Source organism: Lysobacter luteus, from assembly GCF_907164845.1.
GTDB classification, from domain to species: domain Bacteria; phylum Pseudomonadota; class Gammaproteobacteria; order Xanthomonadales; family Xanthomonadaceae; genus Novilysobacter; species Novilysobacter luteus.
Genome location: NZ_OU015430.1, coordinates 1,063,470 through 1,079,352 on the forward strand (window position 1 = coordinate 1,063,470; position 15,883 = coordinate 1,079,352).

Annotated in this window: 13 protein-coding genes; 6 read left to right on the forward strand and 7 right to left on the reverse strand. The window is 71.1% G+C overall.

Translation table 11 applies throughout. The features are described 5' to 3' along the window. Nucleotides 1–36: 36 nt before the first annotated feature. From nagZ to KOD61_RS05005, 5 genes are all read left to right on the forward strand, one after another. Complete coding sequence (gene nagZ / locus KOD61_RS04985; protein WP_215219938.1) at nucleotides 37–1,032, forward strand: beta-N-acetylhexosaminidase; 996 nt, start codon at nucleotides 37–39, stop codon at nucleotides 1,030–1,032. Continuing rightward, the gene (locus KOD61_RS04990; RefSeq protein ID WP_215219939.1) at nucleotides 1,032–1,577 is read left to right on the forward strand and encodes a hypoxanthine-guanine phosphoribosyltransferase; all 546 of its coding nucleotides are present in this window, start codon (nucleotides 1,032–1,034) and stop codon (nucleotides 1,575–1,577) included. Before nagZ ends, KOD61_RS04990 begins: the two co-directional genes overlap by 1 nt. 16 nt (nucleotides 1,578–1,593) lie before the next feature. Next, entirely contained in the window at nucleotides 1,594–2,370 is a 777-nt protein-coding gene (locus tag KOD61_RS04995) for an S-methyl-5'-thioinosine phosphorylase (protein ID WP_215219940.1), read from the forward strand. Between the two features lie 108 nt (nucleotides 2,371–2,478). Continuing rightward, nucleotides 2,479–2,685: a cold-shock protein gene (locus tag KOD61_RS05000; RefSeq protein ID WP_043957320.1), complete on the forward strand. Its 207-nt coding sequence runs from the start codon at nucleotides 2,479–2,481 to the stop codon at nucleotides 2,683–2,685. A gap of 107 nt (nucleotides 2,686–2,792) precedes the next feature. Then, nucleotides 2,793–4,451, forward strand: a complete 1,659-nt coding sequence (locus tag KOD61_RS05005) for an acyl-CoA dehydrogenase family protein (protein ID WP_215219941.1) — start codon at nucleotides 2,793–2,795, stop codon at nucleotides 4,449–4,451. Here the strand turns inward: KOD61_RS05005 and KOD61_RS05010 are convergent. Genes KOD61_RS05010 through KOD61_RS05025 form a run of 4 tightly spaced genes read right to left on the reverse strand, consistent with a single transcriptional unit; the run spans nucleotide 4,448 to nucleotide 8,368 of the window. Continuing rightward, the gene (locus tag KOD61_RS05010) at nucleotides 4,448–6,217 is read right to left on the reverse strand and encodes an ABC transporter transmembrane domain-containing protein (protein ID WP_407074583.1); all 1,770 of its coding nucleotides are present in this window, start codon (nucleotides 6,215–6,217) and stop codon (nucleotides 4,448–4,450) included. The two genes, KOD61_RS05005 and KOD61_RS05010, sit on opposite strands and share 4 nt — an antisense overlap. Before the next feature lie 44 nt (nucleotides 6,218–6,261). Then, nucleotides 6,262–6,852, reverse strand: coding sequence for an IMPACT family protein (locus tag KOD61_RS05015; protein WP_215219943.1), 591 nt, complete (start codon nucleotides 6,850–6,852; stop codon nucleotides 6,262–6,264). Then, nucleotides 6,849–7,817 (reverse strand): hypothetical protein, encoded by a 969-nt coding sequence (locus tag KOD61_RS05020; RefSeq protein ID WP_215219944.1) that lies wholly within the window; start codon nucleotides 7,815–7,817, stop codon nucleotides 6,849–6,851. Before KOD61_RS05020 ends, KOD61_RS05015 begins: the two co-directional genes overlap by 4 nt. Further along, nucleotides 7,814–8,368 carry an RNA polymerase sigma factor gene (locus KOD61_RS05025; protein ID WP_215219945.1) on the reverse strand — a complete coding sequence of 185 codons (555 nt, stop codon included), beginning with the start codon at nucleotides 8,366–8,368 and terminating at the stop codon, nucleotides 7,814–7,816. Before KOD61_RS05025 ends, KOD61_RS05020 begins: the two co-directional genes overlap by 4 nt. A gap of 274 nt (nucleotides 8,369–8,642) precedes the next feature. Here KOD61_RS05025 and KOD61_RS05030 point away from each other — a divergent pair, with 274 nt between their 5' ends. Continuing rightward, on the forward strand, nucleotides 8,643–11,249 hold the full coding sequence (locus tag KOD61_RS05030; RefSeq protein ID WP_215219946.1) for a bifunctional diguanylate cyclase/phosphodiesterase: 2,607 nt from the start codon (nucleotides 8,643–8,645) through the stop codon (nucleotides 11,247–11,249). Here the strand turns inward: KOD61_RS05030 and KOD61_RS05035 are convergent. The 3 genes from KOD61_RS05035 to xseA form a co-directional block, all read right to left on the reverse strand. Further along, a complete protein-coding gene (locus KOD61_RS05035) occupies nucleotides 11,222–12,949 on the reverse strand; it encodes a vWA domain-containing protein (protein WP_215219947.1) in 1,728 nt (575 codons plus the stop codon). The genes KOD61_RS05030 and KOD61_RS05035 overlap by 28 nt on opposite strands. 75 nt (nucleotides 12,950–13,024) lie before the next feature. After that, a complete protein-coding gene (locus tag KOD61_RS05040) occupies nucleotides 13,025–14,461 on the reverse strand; it encodes an aldehyde dehydrogenase family protein (protein ID WP_215219948.1) in 1,437 nt (478 codons plus the stop codon). Between the two features lie 87 nt (nucleotides 14,462–14,548). Next, entirely contained in the window at nucleotides 14,549–15,880 is a 1,332-nt protein-coding gene (gene xseA, locus KOD61_RS05045) for an exodeoxyribonuclease VII large subunit (protein ID WP_215219949.1), read from the reverse strand. Between the last annotated feature and the right edge of the window lie 3 nt (nucleotides 15,881–15,883).

The window sequence follows — 15,883 nt, forward strand, 5'->3', positions numbered from 1 at the left end:
CGTCCGTTTTCGCGCGTCCACACCCGGGAGTCCCCCATGCTCGTGATCGGCGTCGCCGGCACCGAACTCACCGCGCAGGAGCGCGACTGGCTGCAGCACGACGCCTGCGCCGGCGTGATCCTGTTCACCCGAAATTTCGCCTCGAAGGCACAGGTCGCCGAGTTGTCGCAGGCGATACGGGAAGCCGCGCCGCGACCGCAACTGGTCTGCGTCGACCAGGAGGGCGGCCGTGTCCAGCGCTTCCGCGAGGGGTACAGCGCGCTCCCGCCACTGGAGGGTTTCGGGCGGCATTACGCACAGGACCCCGCGAAGGCGCTCGAGCTCGGCGAACAGCACGCCTGGCTGATGGCCAGCGAGATCCGCGCCAGCGGCGTCGACCTGAGCTTCGCGCCGGTAGTCGACCTGGGCCGCGGCAACCGTGCGATCGGCGACCGCGCGTTCTCGGAGGACCCGCAGGTGGTGGCCGAGTTCACCCGCGCCTACGTCCGCGGCATGCACGCGGCCGGCATGGCCGCGACGCTCAAGCACTTCCCGGGCCACGGCTCGGTGCTCGAGGACACTCATTTCGACGACGCGGTCGACCCGCGCCCGCTGGATGAGATCCGCGCGCTCGACCTGGTCCCGTTCGTCGCCGGCATCGAGGCGAACGCCGACGCGGTGATGATGGCGCACGTGGTGTATCCCGAAGTCGCCCCCGAACCGGCCGGCTACTCGAAGCGCTGGATCGAGGACATCCTGCGCGCCGAAATGGGCTTCCGCGGCGTGGTCTTCAGCGACGACATCGGCATGGCCGCGGCGTTCTCCGCCGGCGGCATCAAGCAGCGCGTCGACCTGCACCTGGACGCCGGCTGCGACGTGGTGCTCGTCTGCCACCCGGAGCTGGTCGAGGAATCGCTCAAGGCCGTGCAGGACCGTCCGCTCAACACGATGGCGCTGGCCGGCCTGATCGGGCGCGGGCCGATGGGCTGGGACGGGCTGCTGGCCGACGCCCGCTACGGCGACACCCGTGGCCGGCTGGAGGGTCTCGCCTGATGGCCGACCTGCAGGCCGCCCTGGCCAATTCGGAAGTGATCCACGACCGCGCGACACTGGAGGCCGCGATCGGCCGCATGGCCGAGAGGATCAGCGGCGACTACGCCGGCGAGGTGCCCGTCTACCTGACGGTCATGCACGGCGGCATGCCGTTCGCGGCGCAACTGGGGTTTGCGCTGGGCGAGCGCGGGCTGGACCTGGAGTTCGACTACCTGCACGCGACCCGCTACCGCGGCGAAACCTCCGGTGGCGAGCTGGTCTGGAAGCACCGGCCGGCCACGCCGCTGCAGGGCCGGCGGGTGCTGCTGGTGGACGACATCCTCGACGAAGGCCACACGATGGCCGGCATCGTTGCCTGGTGCCGGGAGCAGGGCGCCACCGACGTGCGCATCGCGGCCCTGGCGGTGAAGCTGCACGACCGCTGCGTCCCCGGCATGTGCGCCGACTACGCCGGCGTCGAGGTGCCGGACCGCTACGTGTTCGGCTACGGCATGGACTACCACGAGCAGGGTCGCAACCTGCCGGCGATCTACGCGCTGAAATGACGGAGCGGCACCCGCAATGACCAACGACACCGGCGCCATCGAACTGGCCGTCATTGGCGGCACCGGCCTGTACCAGCTGGCCGACCTTCGGGATGTCGAATCCCACCAGCCGGTCACGCGCTACGGCGCGCCGTCCGGCCCGGTCCGGGTAGGCCTGCTCGACGGCCACCGGGTTGCCTTCCTGGCGCGCCATGGCGAGGGCCACTCGCTGCCGCCACACCAGATCAACTACCGGGCCAACCTGGCGGCGCTGCACGCGCTGGGCGCCAAGCGCGTCCTCGCGCTCAATACCGTGGGTGGCATCACCGCCGACTTTGGCCCCCGAGTGCTTGGCTGCCCGGACCAGCTGATCGACTACACCTGGGGTCGCATCTCCACCATCTGCGAGGAGCCCGGCACCGAGGTCGTCCACGTCGATTTCGGCGAGCCCTACACGCGCTCGCTCCGGAATGACGTCATTGCCGCGGCGGCGGCGGCTGGCGTCGCGCTGGTCGATGGCGGCTGCTACGGCGCCACCCAGGGACCGCGTCTGGAGACCCGAGCGGAGATCGCGCGGATGCGCCGTGACGGCTGCGACCTGGTCGGCATGACCGGCATGCCTGAAGCCGGCCTCGCCCGCGAGATGGGACTCGACTACGCCTGCCTGGCCATCGTTGCCAACTGGGCCGCTGGTGCCGGCCCGGACCCCGACGAGGTCATCACCCTGCAGGACGTGCTCGACAACGTCGCTGCCGCGTCCTCGGGCCTGCCCGGGCTGATCGCGTTGCTGCTGGCTCGCCAAACTGCGGAATGATCCCGCGCTTGAGATTGTCAAGCCGTCGTTCAGTTTGCATACTCGGCCACGCGCCCGGAGGTCCCCCGCGCCGGAGCGCACCGCACCCAGCATGAGGTCATCAAGGATATGCAGTACGGCACTGTGAAGTGGTTCAACGACGCCAAGGGCTTCGGATTCATCTCGCCCGAGGACGGCAGCGCGGACGTGTTCGCGCATTTCTCGGCTATCAACGCCAAGGGCTTCCGCAGTCTGCAGGAAGGCCAGCGCGTCAGCTACGAGCTGACCCAGGGACCGAAGGGCGCGCAGGCGTCCGACATCACGCCGGCCGAGTAAGCCGACGCGATGTGCCCCGGAAAACCCCGCTTCGGCGGGGTTTTCTTTTGCGTGCGACACGCGCGGCTGCGATAGATTCGGGCCACCCCTTGCAACCGGAGCGGGCCATGGTGACGCTGCCACCGTTCGAGACCCACCACGTCGACAACCAGCCGCCGCCGTTCGCGCCGCTGGACCTGTGGTCGGTGGACACGGGGTTGCGCGAGGCGGTCCAACGCGAGGGGGGCGGCGACTTCGCCGACACGCTTGCCCGCTATGGCGCGCTCGCGGGCAGCGCGCTGTACCAGCTCTCCTTCGATGCCCACCGCGACCGTCCCCGGCTGGTCAGCCACGACCGCTACGGCCATCGCGTCGACCGGGTCGAGTTCCACCCGGCCTACCACGCGTTGATGCAGGCCGCGGTCGAGCACGGCGTCGCCGGGCTGTCCTGGCGCGACCCGCGTCCCGGTGCGCACGTCGCCCGCGCCGCGCTGAGCTACCTGCACCACCAGGTCGAACCCGGTACCAGCTGTCCGCTGACGATGACCCACGCGGCGGTGCCGGTGCTCGCGCGCGAGCCGGCGCTGGCCGAATGGGCCAGCAAGGCGGCCGAGCCAGATTACGACCCGCGCGAGGTGCCGATCGCCGGAAAGGCGGGCATCACCCTCGGCATGGGCATGACCGAGAAGCAGGGTGGCAGCGACGTGCGGGCCAACACCACCACGGCCATGCCGGACGCGGGCGACGGCTATCGGCTGGTCGGGCACAAGTGGTTCATGTCGGCGCCGATGAGCGACGGGTTCCTGGTGCTCGCGCAGGCACCGGGCGGTCTGACCTGCTTCCTGATGCCGCGGTGCATGCAGGACGGCAGTCGCAACGCATTTCGGATCATCCGGCTCAAGGACAAGCTGGGCGACTGGTCCAACGCCTCGTCGGAGGTCGAATTGTGCGGTGCATGGGCCCACCGCGTCGGCGGGGAAGGCCGAGGCGTGGCGACCATCATCGAGATGGTGATGCTGACCCGGCTGGATTGCATGCTGGGCGCCGCCGCGCAGATGCGCATGGCGCTGGCGCAGGCGCTGCACCACTGCGCCCACCGGCGCGCTTTCGGCCGGCGGCTGGTCGAACAGCCGCTGATGCGCAACGTGCTGGCGGACCTGGCAATCGAGGCAGAGGCCGCGCTGGTGCTGGCGATGCGGGTCGCGCGCGCTGTCGATGCCGCGCCGGTTGAGCCGGCCGAAGCCGCGTTTGCGCGGATCGCCACCGCCGTGGGCAAGTACTGGCTGTGCCGGCGCGCGCCGGCCTTCGTCAACGAGGCGCAGGAGTGCCTGGGTGGCAACGGCTACGTGGAGGAGTCGCTGATGCCGCGGCTGTACCGGCAGGCGCCGCTCAACTCGATCTGGGAAGGCAGCGGCAACATCCAGTGCCTCGACGTGCTGCGCGCGCTCGACAAGGAACCCGCCACCGGCGCCGCGGTCTGGACCGAACTGCAGCGCGCCGGCGATGGCGACGCGGCGTACCGCGATGCGATGCAGCGCCTGCGTGAGCCGTTGCAGGGTGGGCGGATTGATCCGGCCGGCGCGCGGCGGTTTGTCGAGGACCTCGCCCTGGCGCTCCAGGCCGGCCTGCTGCTGCAATGCCGGAGCCCGGTGGCCGATGCATTCGGCCGCAGCCGGCTAGGACGAGACCACGGACTTGCGATGGGGACCTTGCCGGTTGATGCCGGCTTCGACGCGATCATCGCGCGCGCCGGTGCCGGGATCCTGCCGGCGGACAGCGTCGGCTAGTCGAGGAACTGCAGCTTCGCCAACTCCGCGTACAGCCCGCCCTCGGCCAGCAGTTGCTCGTGCGTGCCCTCGGCGACGATGCGACCGCGGTCCATCACCACGATGCGGTCGGCCTTCAGCACGGTCGCCAACCGGTGCGCGATGACCAGCGTGGTTCGACCATGCATGAGTGTCTCCAGCGCCTGCTGCACGGCGCGCTCGCTCTGCGCGTCGAGCGCGCTGGTGGCCTCGTCCAGCAGCAGGATCGGGGCGTCCTTGAGCAATGCGCGCGCGATCGCAATGCGCTGTTGCTGGCCGCCCGACAGGCGTGCACCGCGCTCGCCCAGTTCGGTGTCCAGGCCCTGCGGCAGCGCATCGATGAAGTCGGTCGCATGGGCCGCGCGCACGGCGGCGTCGACCTCGGCATCGGTGGCTTCCAGGCGTCCGTAACGGATGTTGTCGCGTGCGCTGGTGGCGAAGATCGCGGCCTGCTGCGGCACCAGCGCGATGGACTCGCGCAGCGCCGCCGGGTCGAGCCCGCGGATGTCGTGCCCGTCCACCCGCAGTGTGCCGCTGTCAGGGTCGTGGAAGCGCAGCAGCAGCGAGAAGACGGTGCTCTTTCCGGCCCCGGACGGGCCCACCAGCGCGACCGTCTCCCCCCGGCGCACGCGCAGGTCGAAGTCCTCCAGCGCGGGCAGGTCGGGGCGCATCGGGTAGTGGAAGGTCACGCGCTCGAACGACAGCTCGCCGCGGACCGGCAGCGACAGTGCCTGCGGCGCGGCGGGCGCAGTGATGCCCGGTTGCTCGACCAGCAGCTCGGTGATGCGGCCCATGCCGCCGGCGGCTCGCTGCAGCTCGTTCCAGACCTCCGCCAGCGCGCCGACCGAACCGCCGGCGATCAGCGCGTACAGCACGAACTGGGCGAGCGTGCCCGCGCTCATCCGGCCCTCGGCCACGTCGTGGGCGCCAGACCACAGCACGAGCGTGATTGCGCCGAATACCAGCACGATCGCGATCGCGGTGACCCACGCCTGTGCCTGGATGCGCCGGCGGGCGGTCGCCACGGCGATCTTCAGGGCTTCGACGAAGCGCCCCAACTCGTAGGGCTCGCGGGCGTGTGCCTGCACCGTGCGCACCGCCCCGAGGGTCTCGTTGGCAAGCGCATTGGCATCGGCAACGCGATCCTGGCTGGCGCGCGAGATCTTCTGCAGCCGGCGCCCGCCGATGACGATCGGCAGTACCGCCAGCGGGATGCCGAGCAGGGCGTAAGCGGCCAGCGCCGGTGCGGTCACGAACAGCATCACCAGCCCACCGAGGAAAGTCACCGTGCTGCGCAGGGCCACCGACATGCTGGTGGCGATGACGCCGCGCAGCAGCTCGGCATCGGCGGTGAGTCGCGACACCAGCTCGCCGCTGCGGTTGCGGTCGAAGAAGTCGGCATCGAGCGAGATCAGGTGCGCGTACAACTGCCGGCGCAGGTCGGCGACCACCCGCTCGCCCAGCAGCGAGACGAAGAAGAAGCGCGCCGCCGTCGCCAGTGCCAGCGCCACCGCGACCACGAACAGCAAGGCGAACGCGCGGTCGATCGCGCCGCCGGCGCCCTGGGCGAACCCCTGGTCGATCATGATGCGGAACGCGTGGGGCAGGCTCAGGGTCGCCGTCGAGGAGCAGGCCAGCGCCAACAGCCAAGCGATGAACAGCCCGCGGTGCCGGCTGACGAACGGCCAGAGGGTGCGCAGGCTGCCGATCGGGGCCTTTTCGGCTTTGGCGCCTGCTCCGGCATTCACGGTTGGCGCGGTGGAAGCGTCATTCATCCCGCCATTGTCCGCCATTACGGGGCGTCGTCGACGCTTACCTGGTCACGGGTGGCATCGCGCAGGTGGACGCGCAGCGCATCGACGCGGCCGCTTGGCAAGCGCAGCGTCAGGGTCGCGCCGCTGGAATCGAAGGTCTCGTCGAGCTTTTCGGCCTCGTGCGCGGCCAGCGCGGCGTGGACGACACCGGTGTGTTCGAACGGGTAGCTCAGGCGCAATTCGCGGGTTTCGACCAATGGTTCCCGCGGCGCGGTGCGCAGGCATTCGGCGGCACAGCCGCCGTAGGCACGTACCAGGCCGCCGGCGCCGAGCTTGATGCCGCCGTACCAGCGCGTCACCACCACCGCGACCTGGTCGAAGCCCTGGCCATCGATGGCGGCGAGGATCGGCCGGCCCGCGGTACCCGCCGGTTCGCCATCGTCGCTGGAGCGGTACAACCCGCCGATCCGGTAGGCCCAGCAGTTGTGCGTGGCGTCGGCCGTCCCGACCGTCGCGATGAAGGCCAGCGCGGCCTCGGGCGTCGTGGCGGGACCGGCGATGGCGAGGAAGCGGCTGTGCTTGACCTCGATTTCGTGTCGGACCGCGTGCGGCAGGGTGTCCAGGCTCATCGCGCCGTCGGGGCCGTGCCGTCGTCAAGCGCGTGGAGGTCCTCTGGCAGGGAAAACTCCGGGTGTGATTCGCGCAGCAGCCGGAGGCTCGCCCGCGCACCTTCCAGGTCGCCGGCATCGCGGCGCTGGCGGATGCGCTCGATCCAGACGTCCGCGGCCAGGTCCGCGTCGTCGGCTGGCGGCAGGTCGACCACCGTCACGCTGGTGCGGGCCGCGGCGTCTTCCGCCCCGACCCGGGGTGCGGGCGGGGGTGCAGCGCTGGCTCGCCGCTCCATCCTCGAAGCCTGTTCAACCGCCTTGCGCTGCGCGGCCTCCTGTCGAGCCGCGTCGTGTGCGGCAGCCGCGGTCGACGGGGCGGATGCGCCAGTGGGGACCGGCGGGGCGGGCGGCGCGGGTGGTGGTGCCGGTGGCGCGGGCGAAGGCACCGGCACGGACAACGGGGCGACGGGGGCGGGCAGGGCCACGGCGGGCGACTCGCGGGCTGGCGGCTCGATCGCAGGCGGTTGACCGGTAGGCAGCACGAAGACACGCCGTGAGTTGTCGGCGCGAGGCGGCTCGGCCGGCGGCGGCGCGAACCCGGGCGGCGGTTCGGACACGGGTTGCGCCGGCCCCGGCTCGCGGCGGCTCGCGGCCGGCTCGTCCGGCTCGATCATTGCCACCGTCGGAGCCGGCGCCTGGGTCGCCGCCTCCCCACCGGCGTGCTCTTCCTGCACATCGGGAGCTTCGGACAGCGGTCGTAACTGCCACGCGATCCCGATGGCGAGCACCAGCGTGGCGGCGATGCCGGCCACCGCGGGCCAGCGGGGTCGACGCGACGTCGCCCGTGGTCGGCTGGCCGCGTGCGCCGCGTGCAGGATCGCCGCATCGACCGCCGGGGGTGGCAGGCGCCCGGGGGCGCTGCGGGCCAGCTGGTCGGCCAGCGCGCGCTCCTCGGCGCTCAGCGGATCATTGGGAAGGATGGTCATGGATTGAGCTCCGCGCGCAGCTTGTCCATCGCGTAGCGCAGCCGCGACTTCACCGTCTCACGCCCCGCGCCGGTCACCGCGCCGATCTCGTCCAGGCTCAGTTCCTGTTCCAGCCGCAGCAGGACCACGGTGCGCTGCTCGTCGGGCAGCTGCTCGATCGCCCGCTGCAGCCGGCGGCGCTGTTCGAACTCCGACAGCGCCCGCTCGGGTGTCGACGGGTCGGGCTGGCGGGCCGCCCGCTCATCGCCGTCGTCCGGTGCCGGCGGGCGGTGCCGGGCGGCGCGCCAGTGGTCGGCCAGCCGGTTGTGCGCGATCCGGAACAGCCAGGTCCTGAACAGCGCCTCGGGCGTCCAGTCCGCGCGCGCGCCGATCACCCGCTGCCAGATGTCCTGGAACAGCTCGTCGGCCAGCGCCGGGTCATGCACCTGGCGCATGAGGAACCGGTACAGCGGCCCACGGTGCCGGGCGTAGAGCAGCTCGAACGACGCGACGTCGCCACCGGCCCAGGCCAGCATCAGCATGTCGTCGCCCGGATCGGCCGCCCCGTTCATCGCATGAAGGGTACGGCCTGTCGTTGCCGTGGCAAAGCGGCTGCGGCATGGTGCTGGGCAGGGCGCGGTCGTCGCGCCGAGGACGGCTTGCATGGTCGGTTCAACGTTCGACGCTGCGCAACGGGGTTTCCGGGCCGGTATCGTCGGCAACGCGGGATCGTGGTTCCGACGGCGCGCGCAAGGCCCGATGCGGACGGCTATCCTGCGGTGGACCAGGGGGCGGTAGACGGTGCAGGAAACAGGCGGGCGAGAGGCCGGGGCGGACGATGCGGGCATGCACGGGGAGGCCCCGGGCGTCGACGCGCTGACGGAGGCGTTGCGCGCCGCGCGTGCGCGCGTCGATTCGCTGGAGAAGTCCGAGCGCCTGCAGCAGGCGCTGTACGAGATTGCAGACCTGGCTGGTTCGGACCTGGAGATGGCCGACATGCTCGGCCGCATCCATGAGGTCGTCGGCGGCCTGATGTACGCCGAGAACTTCTACATCGTGCTGTTCGACGATGCGCGCGACAGCTTCCGGTTCCTTTACTTCGCCGACCGCATCGACCCGTTCGAGGCCGACCCGGCCCACGAGATCCTCGGCTCGGAGATGCCCAACAGCCTGACGCGCGCGCTGTTGCACCACGGCGAGCCGGTGCGCGGGTCATCCGACGAGGTGCGGCTGCGCCTCGGTGTCGGCCGCGACGATTCGCACGGACCCGACAGCCAGGACTGGCTGGGCGTGCCGATGCGTCGCGACGACCGCGTCTGTGGCGCGATCGTGGTGCAGAGCTACGACCGGCCCAACAGCTACGGCGACGAGGAGCGGGCGCTGCTCGCGTTCGTTGCCCAGCACATCCTGACCGCGCTCGACCGGCACCAGGCGCGCGAAGAGCTCGAGCGCCGGGTCGAGGAGCGCACTTACGCGCTGCAGCTCAGCAACCGCGACCTGCAGGCGGAGATCGTCGAACGCCAGCGGGCCGAGCGGCTGCAACGCGCGCTGTTCCGGATCGCCGAACTGTCGATCACCTCGGAGACACTGGAGCGCTTCTACGCGCAGGTGCACGACGTCGTCGGCGAGCTGCTGTACGCGCGCAACTTCTACATCGCGCTGCTGTCCGACGACGGCGAGCGGCTCGAGTTCCCGTACTCCATCGACGAGCGCGACGTCGCCCGCGTCAGCCGCCGGCTTGGCGCCGGCATGACCGAGTACGTGATCGCCAGCGGCCGCGCGTTGCTGGCCGACCGCCACCGGATCGCCCAGCTGGAGGCCGAGGGCCAGCTGCGCAGCCACGGCTCGCTGTCGCAATGCTGGCTCGGCGTGCCGCTGTACCGCGACGAGGCCGTGGTCGGAGTGATCGCGGTGCAGAGCTACTCCGCGGCGATCATCTTCACCACGCGCGACCAGGACCTGCTGACCTTCGTCGCCCACCACATCAGCATCGGACTGGCGCGCAAGCAGGGGCAGGACCGCCTTGTCGCCGCCCATGCCGAACTGGAGCAGCGCGTGGAGTCGCGCACGCGCGAACTGGCGATGGCCAACGCCGAGTTGCTGGAGCAGATCGGCGAGCGCGTGCGTGCCGAGCAGCAACTGACCCACCAGGCGCGCCACGACGCATTGACCGACCTGCCCAACCGGCACCAGCTGCTCGACCGGCTGGCTTCGGCCATCACCCGCGCGCGCAGCGACTGGCGCCACCGCGAGCTGGGCGAGCCGGCGCGGACCTTCGCGGTGCTGTTCCTCGACCTGGACCGGTTCAAGCTGATCAACGACAGCGTGGGCCATTCCGCCGGCGACGACCTGCTGGTCGAGGCGGGGCGCCGGATCGTCGCCACGGCACGCGCGACGGATACGGTGGCGCGGCTGGGTGGCGACGAGTTCGCCATCCTGGTCGAGGGCATCGACGGCCCCCACGTGGCCGAGGAACTGGCGCAGCGGCTGCTGCAGGCGCTGGGACAGCCCTGTTGGATCGCCGGACGCGAGGTGTTCCCGTCGGCGAGCCTCGGAATCGCGTTGTGGCACCCGCGTTACGACAGTGGCGCCGAGCTGCTGCGCGACGCCGATGCGGCGATGTACCGCGCCAAGGCCGCCGGTCGCGACCGCTGGGCCGTGTTCGACGAGGAGATGCGCGAGCAGGCCATGCGCATCCTCGACCTCGAGGCCGACCTGCGCCGCGCGATCAACGGTGACAACTTCGTCGCCCACTACCAGCCGATCGTGCGGCTGCGCGACCGTGCCGTGATCGGCCACGAGGCGTTGCTGCGCTGGCGCCACCCGACCCGCGGGTTGCTGCTGCCCGGCGACTTCATCGGCCTGGGCGAGGACAACGGCCTGATCGAAGAGGTCGACTGGCTGATGTATGGGCAGGTGATCGCCCGGCTGGCGCAGGGTGGCGAAGGCTACATCTCCATCAACGTCTCGCCCCGCCACTTCCGCACCGTCGATTTCGCTGACCGCCTGCTGCGGATGATCGACACCGCGGGCGCCGATCCGCGCCGGCTGCGCATCGAGATCACCGAGGTCGCGTTGCTGGACGACGTGTCACGCGCGCTGCGCACCCTGCGCACGCTGCGCGACCACGGCGTGCTGGCCCAGCTGGACGATTTCGGCACCGGCTATTCGGCGCTGTCCTACCTGCACCGTTTCCCGATCGAGTGCCTGAAGATCGACCGCAGTTTCGTGGCCGGGCTGTCGGACCGCACCGAGAACGAGAGTGTCGCCGTGGTGCGGGCGATCCAGGCGCTGGCCGGGACGCTCGGCATCCACACGATCGGCGAAGGCATCGAGAACGAGCAACAGGCCGCGGTGCTCTGCGACCTGGGCTGCGAACATGGCCAAGGCTATCTGCTCGGCCGACCGGCCGAGCAGATGTCGGGTCAGTCGCCCGCGACAACGCCCGGCTGAGAAGGGCGCGCGTCACTGGCGTCCAGGCCGCCGCTTGCGACCGGTCGCGGCTCGACCAGTGGCCGTGCCAGCTCCACCAGTTCCACGAACTCCGCACGCATGCCCTGGCCCGGACCGCCCTGGGCGCTGCGCGCGGTGGCCAGCACGCCATCCCAACCCCAGCCATCGGTACGCGCGCCGCCCCGCAGCAGGTCGGCAAAGCCGGCGACCGCTGCGGCGAAGCGCATGCTTTCGCCGGGTTGCGCGCGCAGCCGGTCGCGCAGCACCGGGGTTTCCACCAGCCGGCTGGTATCGGTGCCAGGCTGCTTGTAGCGCAGCCGGACGTGGGCGACCTCGCGGCTGTCGCTTGCGGTGGTCTGACTGGTATCGCCGTAGCGCAACCCGGGCAAGCGGACCGCCGGCGAACCGGCGAGGGTGAGTTCGTACAGGGCGGTCACCGAATGCCCCGCACCGATGTCGCCGGCGTCGACCTTGTCGTTGGCGAAGTCCTCGTTGCGCAGCACCCGGTTCTCGTAGCCGACCAGGCGGTACTCGGCGACCACCGCGGGGTTGAACTCGACCTGCACCTTCACGTCGCTGGCGATGGTCGCCAGGGTCGAGCCCATGGCCTCGACCAGCACCCGCCGCGCTTCCAACGCGCTGTCGATATAGGCGTGGTTGCCATTGCCGAGGTCGGCCAGCCGTTCTGCCAGCGCATCGTTGTAGTTGCCCTGGCCGAAGCCGAGCGTGGTCAAGGCGATGCCGCTGGCGCGCTGGTCGGCGACCAGTGTCTCCAGCGCGCCCTGGTCGACGGTGCCGACATTGAAGTCACCGTCGGTGGCCAGCAGCACGCGGTTGGTTCCGCCCTCGATGAAGCCCTGCCGGGCCATGTCGTAGGCGAGCCGGATCCCGTCGCCGCCATTGGTGCTGCCACCCGCCTCCAGCTTCGAGAGCGCGGCGAGGATCTCGCCCTGGCGGTTGCCCGGTGTCGGCGGCAGCACCAGTCCGGCCGAGCCGGCATACACCACGATAGAGACCGTGTCCTGCGGACGCAGCTGGCGCACCAGCATGCCCATGGCGCGCTTGAGCAGCGGCAGCTTGTCGGGCGAGTTCATCGAGCCCGAGGTATCGATGAGCAGGACCAGGTTGGACGGCGGCAGGTCAGCCCGGCGGATGTCGTAGCCCTTGATGCCGATCATCAACAGGCGGCGCTCGGCGTTCCACGGCGCCGGCGCCAGCTCGGTGGTGATCCCGAACGGCACGTCGGTCCCGGAAGGCGCGGGGTGGCCGTAGTCGAAGTAGTTGATGAACTCCTCGGCGCGGACCGCATCCGCGGGCGGGCGCACACCGTCGAGCAGCATCCGACGCACATTGCTGTAGCTGCCGGTGTCGACGTCGACCGAGAAGGTCGACACCGGCTGGTCGGACACGCGGTGGACCGGGTTGTCGTCGAGGCCGGCGTAGTGCTCGGTGTTGGCCGGCGGCGGCGCGAAGGCCGGCATGCCGGCGGGGGCCACCATGTGGAGGGACGCCGGGGCAGGGGGAGCGGGGGTCCTGCGCGCGGCCTGCGCGTCCTGCGCCTGGCTGGCACGCTCGCCCTGGGCGACCCGGCCGGTTTCATCGGCCACCGGCGACTCATGGGTCGTGCTGCAGGCGGCCACGGCGATGGCGGCGAGCAGGGCGGTGGCGAGCGTGGTCGTGCGGGCGTGCGGGCGGTGCATGGGCGGTCTCCGTGGTCCGTTGCAGGGGGTTAACGCACTGCAGGCGGAAACGGGGTTGGCGCGCCTACGCGGGGCTCAAGCTTCCCGGATCACCAGCAGCCGCGGCTCGGTCATGTCGGCGATGGCGTAACGCACGCCCTCGCGGCCCAGCCCCGAACCCTTGACCCCGCCGTAGGGCATGTTGTCGACGCGGAAGCTGGGGATGTCGCCGACCACCACCCCGCCGACCTCGAGCCGGTCCCAGGCGCGCATCGCGTGGTCGAGGCGCCCGGTGAACACCCCGGCCTGCAGGCCGTACTCGCTGTCATTGACCGCCGCCAGCGCCGCGTCGAAATCGTCGAACGGTTCCATCAGCGCGACCGGGCCGAAGGCTTCATTGCGGTAGAGCTCGGCGTCACGCGGCACGCCTTCCAGCAACCACGCCGGCAACATGTTGCCCTTGCGTGGACCGCCGGCGAGCTTCTTCGCGCCTGCCTTGCGCGCCGCGGCAATCCAGTCCTCGACGCGTCGGGCGGCGTCCTCGTCGATCATCGGGCCGATGAAGGTGGCGGCGTCGCGGGGATCGCCCATCGGCAACTTCGCGACCGCCGCGCGCAGCTTCCGGCGCAGGACAGGGTAGACGTCGGCATGGGCGAGGATGCGCTGCACCGCGATGCAACTCTGGCCGGACTGGTAGTACGCGCCGGATACCAGCCGCTCGACCACTTCGTCCATGTCGCGCCCGGGGTCGGCATCGACGATGCAGGCCGCATTGCCGCCGAGTTCCAGCACCACCTTCTTGCGACCGGCGCGCGACTTGAGCTCCCAGCCGATGGGGCCCCCGGTAAAGCTCAGCAACGCGATGCGGTCGTCCTCGACCAGCGCCGTTGCGTCCTCGTTGGAGCACGGCAGGATCGAAAACGCGCCCTTCGGCAGCGCGGTACCTGCCAGCACTTCGCCGATGATCAGCGCCCCAACGGGGGTCTTGCCGGCCGGCTTCAGTACGAACGGGCAGCCCGCAGCGATCGCCGGCGCTACCTTGTGCGCGACCAGGTTGAGGGGGAAGTTGAACGGCGTGATGAAGCTGCAGACACCGACCGGGACGCGCCGCGTCATGCCGCGGTAGCCACGGGTGCGCTCGGAGATGCGCAGCTCGACCACCTCCCCATCGATGCGGGTCGCCTCGCCAGCCGCGATGCGGAAGGTATCGATCAGCCGGGTCACCTCGCCGCGTGCGTCACCGATCGGCTTGCCGGCCTCGATGCACAGCGCATGCGCGAGCTCCTCGCGCCGCGCCTCGAACTGCCCGACGCAGTGGAGCAGCACGTCGCGGCGCGCGTCGGGCGGGAAGTCGGCCATCGCCGGCCGGGCTGCCACTGCCGCCGCGATCGCCTTTTCGACGGTACGCGCATTGGCCATCGCGACGCGCGTGGCGCGCTTGCCGGTGTACTTGTCGCGCACCTCGAGGTCGGTGTTGGCGGCGACCGCGCGGCCGGCGAGGTAGTAGGGGTAGCTGGGCTTCAACCTGGGCATGGCGGGCTCCGGGGCGATGCGGGTGACGCAGCAGGGAATGCGCGGACAGTGGCACGCCGGATGTTGCCCCGCCGTCAGGCGCTGGTGTCACTCCACCCGGATACGCAATTGGCCATCCGCCAGGCGCGCGTCGAGCGCATCGCCGGGCGCCGCATCCAGGACGCTGCGGACCACGCGGCCATCGCCGTGTTGCAGGATCGCGTAGCCGCGCGCGACGGTGGCCAGCGGGCTGACCGCCTCCAGCGACCGCGCAAGTCCCCGCAGGCGGAGTGCGTCGTTGCCCAGCCGGCGCCCGATCGCCGCGCGCGGCCTGGGCGATACCGCGGCCAGCCGCTCGCGCAGGCGGGCGATGCGCCGCTGCGGGTGCGCCGCGCGCAGCACGGCGTCGGCGTGGCGCACGCGGGCGCGCTCGCGCTCGAGCCGCTTCTGCCACGCCGCGGCCAGTCGCCTGAGCCCCTCGGCCTGGCGGCGGCAAAGCAGTTCCAGTCTCGCCTGCGGGCGCACGGCGTTGAGACGCAACGCCGCGCGGTCGGCACGCTGCATCCATTGCCGCAGGTGCTGCGCCTGCAATTGCCGCATCCGGCCGTCGAGCGCACGCAGGCGGCGCTCGATGTCGTCACGGGCGGGCACCAGCAGTTCCGCGGCGACCGACGGCGTCGGCGCCCGCAGGTCGGCGGCGAAATCGGCCAGGCTGAAATCGGTCTCGTGCCCGACGGCCGACACGACCGGCACCGGGCAGGTGGCGATCGCGCGGGCAAGCGCCTCGTCGTTGAATGCCCACAGGTCTTCAAGCGAGCCACCGCCACGCGCGAGCACCAGCACGTCGTATCGCCCGGAGGTTGCGGCGCGCTCCAGCATCCGGGTGATCTGCGCCGCGGCGGAAGCGCCCTGCACCTGCACCGGCAACACGTCGGCCTGGATCAGCGCGAAGCGCCGTCCCAGCACGCTGAGCACGTCGCGCACGGCAGCGCCTGTGGGCGAGGTGATCACGCCGATGCGCGTGGCGAACGCCGGCAGCGGCCGCTTTCGGTCCGCGTCGAACAGGCCTTCGGCGGCCAGTTTGGCCTTGAGCTCCTCGAATGCGCGCCGCAGTGCGCCTTCGCCAGCCTCTTCCATGTGGTCGAGCACCATCTGGTACTCGCCGCGGGCTTCGTACAGCGTCAGGCGGCCACGCGCCAGCACGCGCATCCCTTCGCGCGGCACGAACTTGAGCCAGCTGCTCTTGGGCTTGAACATCGCCGCCCGGACCTGGGCGCGGGCGTCCTTCAGGGTCAGGTACAGGTGCCCGGACGCCGGTCGGGCGACATTGCCCAATTCGGCCTCGATCCATACCAGTGGGAACGCGCCCTCCAGCATGTCCCGCGCCAGCGTGTTCAGCTGGCTCGGGGTCAGGACGTGGTTGGGGTCGTCGAGGGACATCGT

Excerpts from the sequence above, each read along its gene's own strand:
- KOD61_RS05040 (WP_215219948.1), bottom strand. The coding sequence starts at position 14,461 with ATGCCCAGGTTGAAGCCCAGCTACCCCTACTACCTCGCCGGCCGCGCG.
- KOD61_RS05025 (WP_215219945.1), bottom strand. The coding sequence starts at position 8,368 with ATGAACGGGGCGGCCGATCCGGGCGACGACATGCTGATGCTGGCCTGG.
- KOD61_RS04995 (WP_215219940.1), top strand. The coding sequence starts at position 1,594 with ATGACCAACGACACCGGCGCCATCGAACTGGCCGTCATTGGCGGCACC.
- KOD61_RS05030 (WP_215219946.1), top strand. The coding sequence starts at position 8,643 with ATGCACGGGGAGGCCCCGGGCGTCGACGCGCTGACGGAGGCGTTGCGC.
- nagZ (WP_215219938.1), top strand. The coding sequence starts at position 37 with ATGCTCGTGATCGGCGTCGCCGGCACCGAACTCACCGCGCAGGAGCGC.
- KOD61_RS05035 (WP_215219947.1), bottom strand. The coding sequence starts at position 12,949 with ATGCACCGCCCGCACGCCCGCACGACCACGCTCGCCACCGCCCTGCTC.
- KOD61_RS05005 (WP_215219941.1), top strand. The coding sequence starts at position 2,793 with ATGGTGACGCTGCCACCGTTCGAGACCCACCACGTCGACAACCAGCCG.
- KOD61_RS05015 (WP_215219943.1), bottom strand. The coding sequence starts at position 6,852 with ATGAGCCTGGACACCCTGCCGCACGCGGTCCGACACGAAATCGAGGTC.
- xseA (WP_215219949.1), bottom strand. The coding sequence starts at position 15,880 with ATGTCCCTCGACGACCCCAACCACGTCCTGACCCCGAGCCAGCTGAAC.
- KOD61_RS05020 (WP_215219944.1), bottom strand. The coding sequence starts at position 7,817 with ATGACCATCCTTCCCAATGATCCGCTGAGCGCCGAGGAGCGCGCGCTG.
- KOD61_RS04990 (WP_215219939.1), top strand. The coding sequence starts at position 1,032 with ATGGCCGACCTGCAGGCCGCCCTGGCCAATTCGGAAGTGATCCACGAC.
- KOD61_RS05000 (WP_043957320.1), top strand. The coding sequence starts at position 2,479 with ATGCAGTACGGCACTGTGAAGTGGTTCAACGACGCCAAGGGCTTCGGA.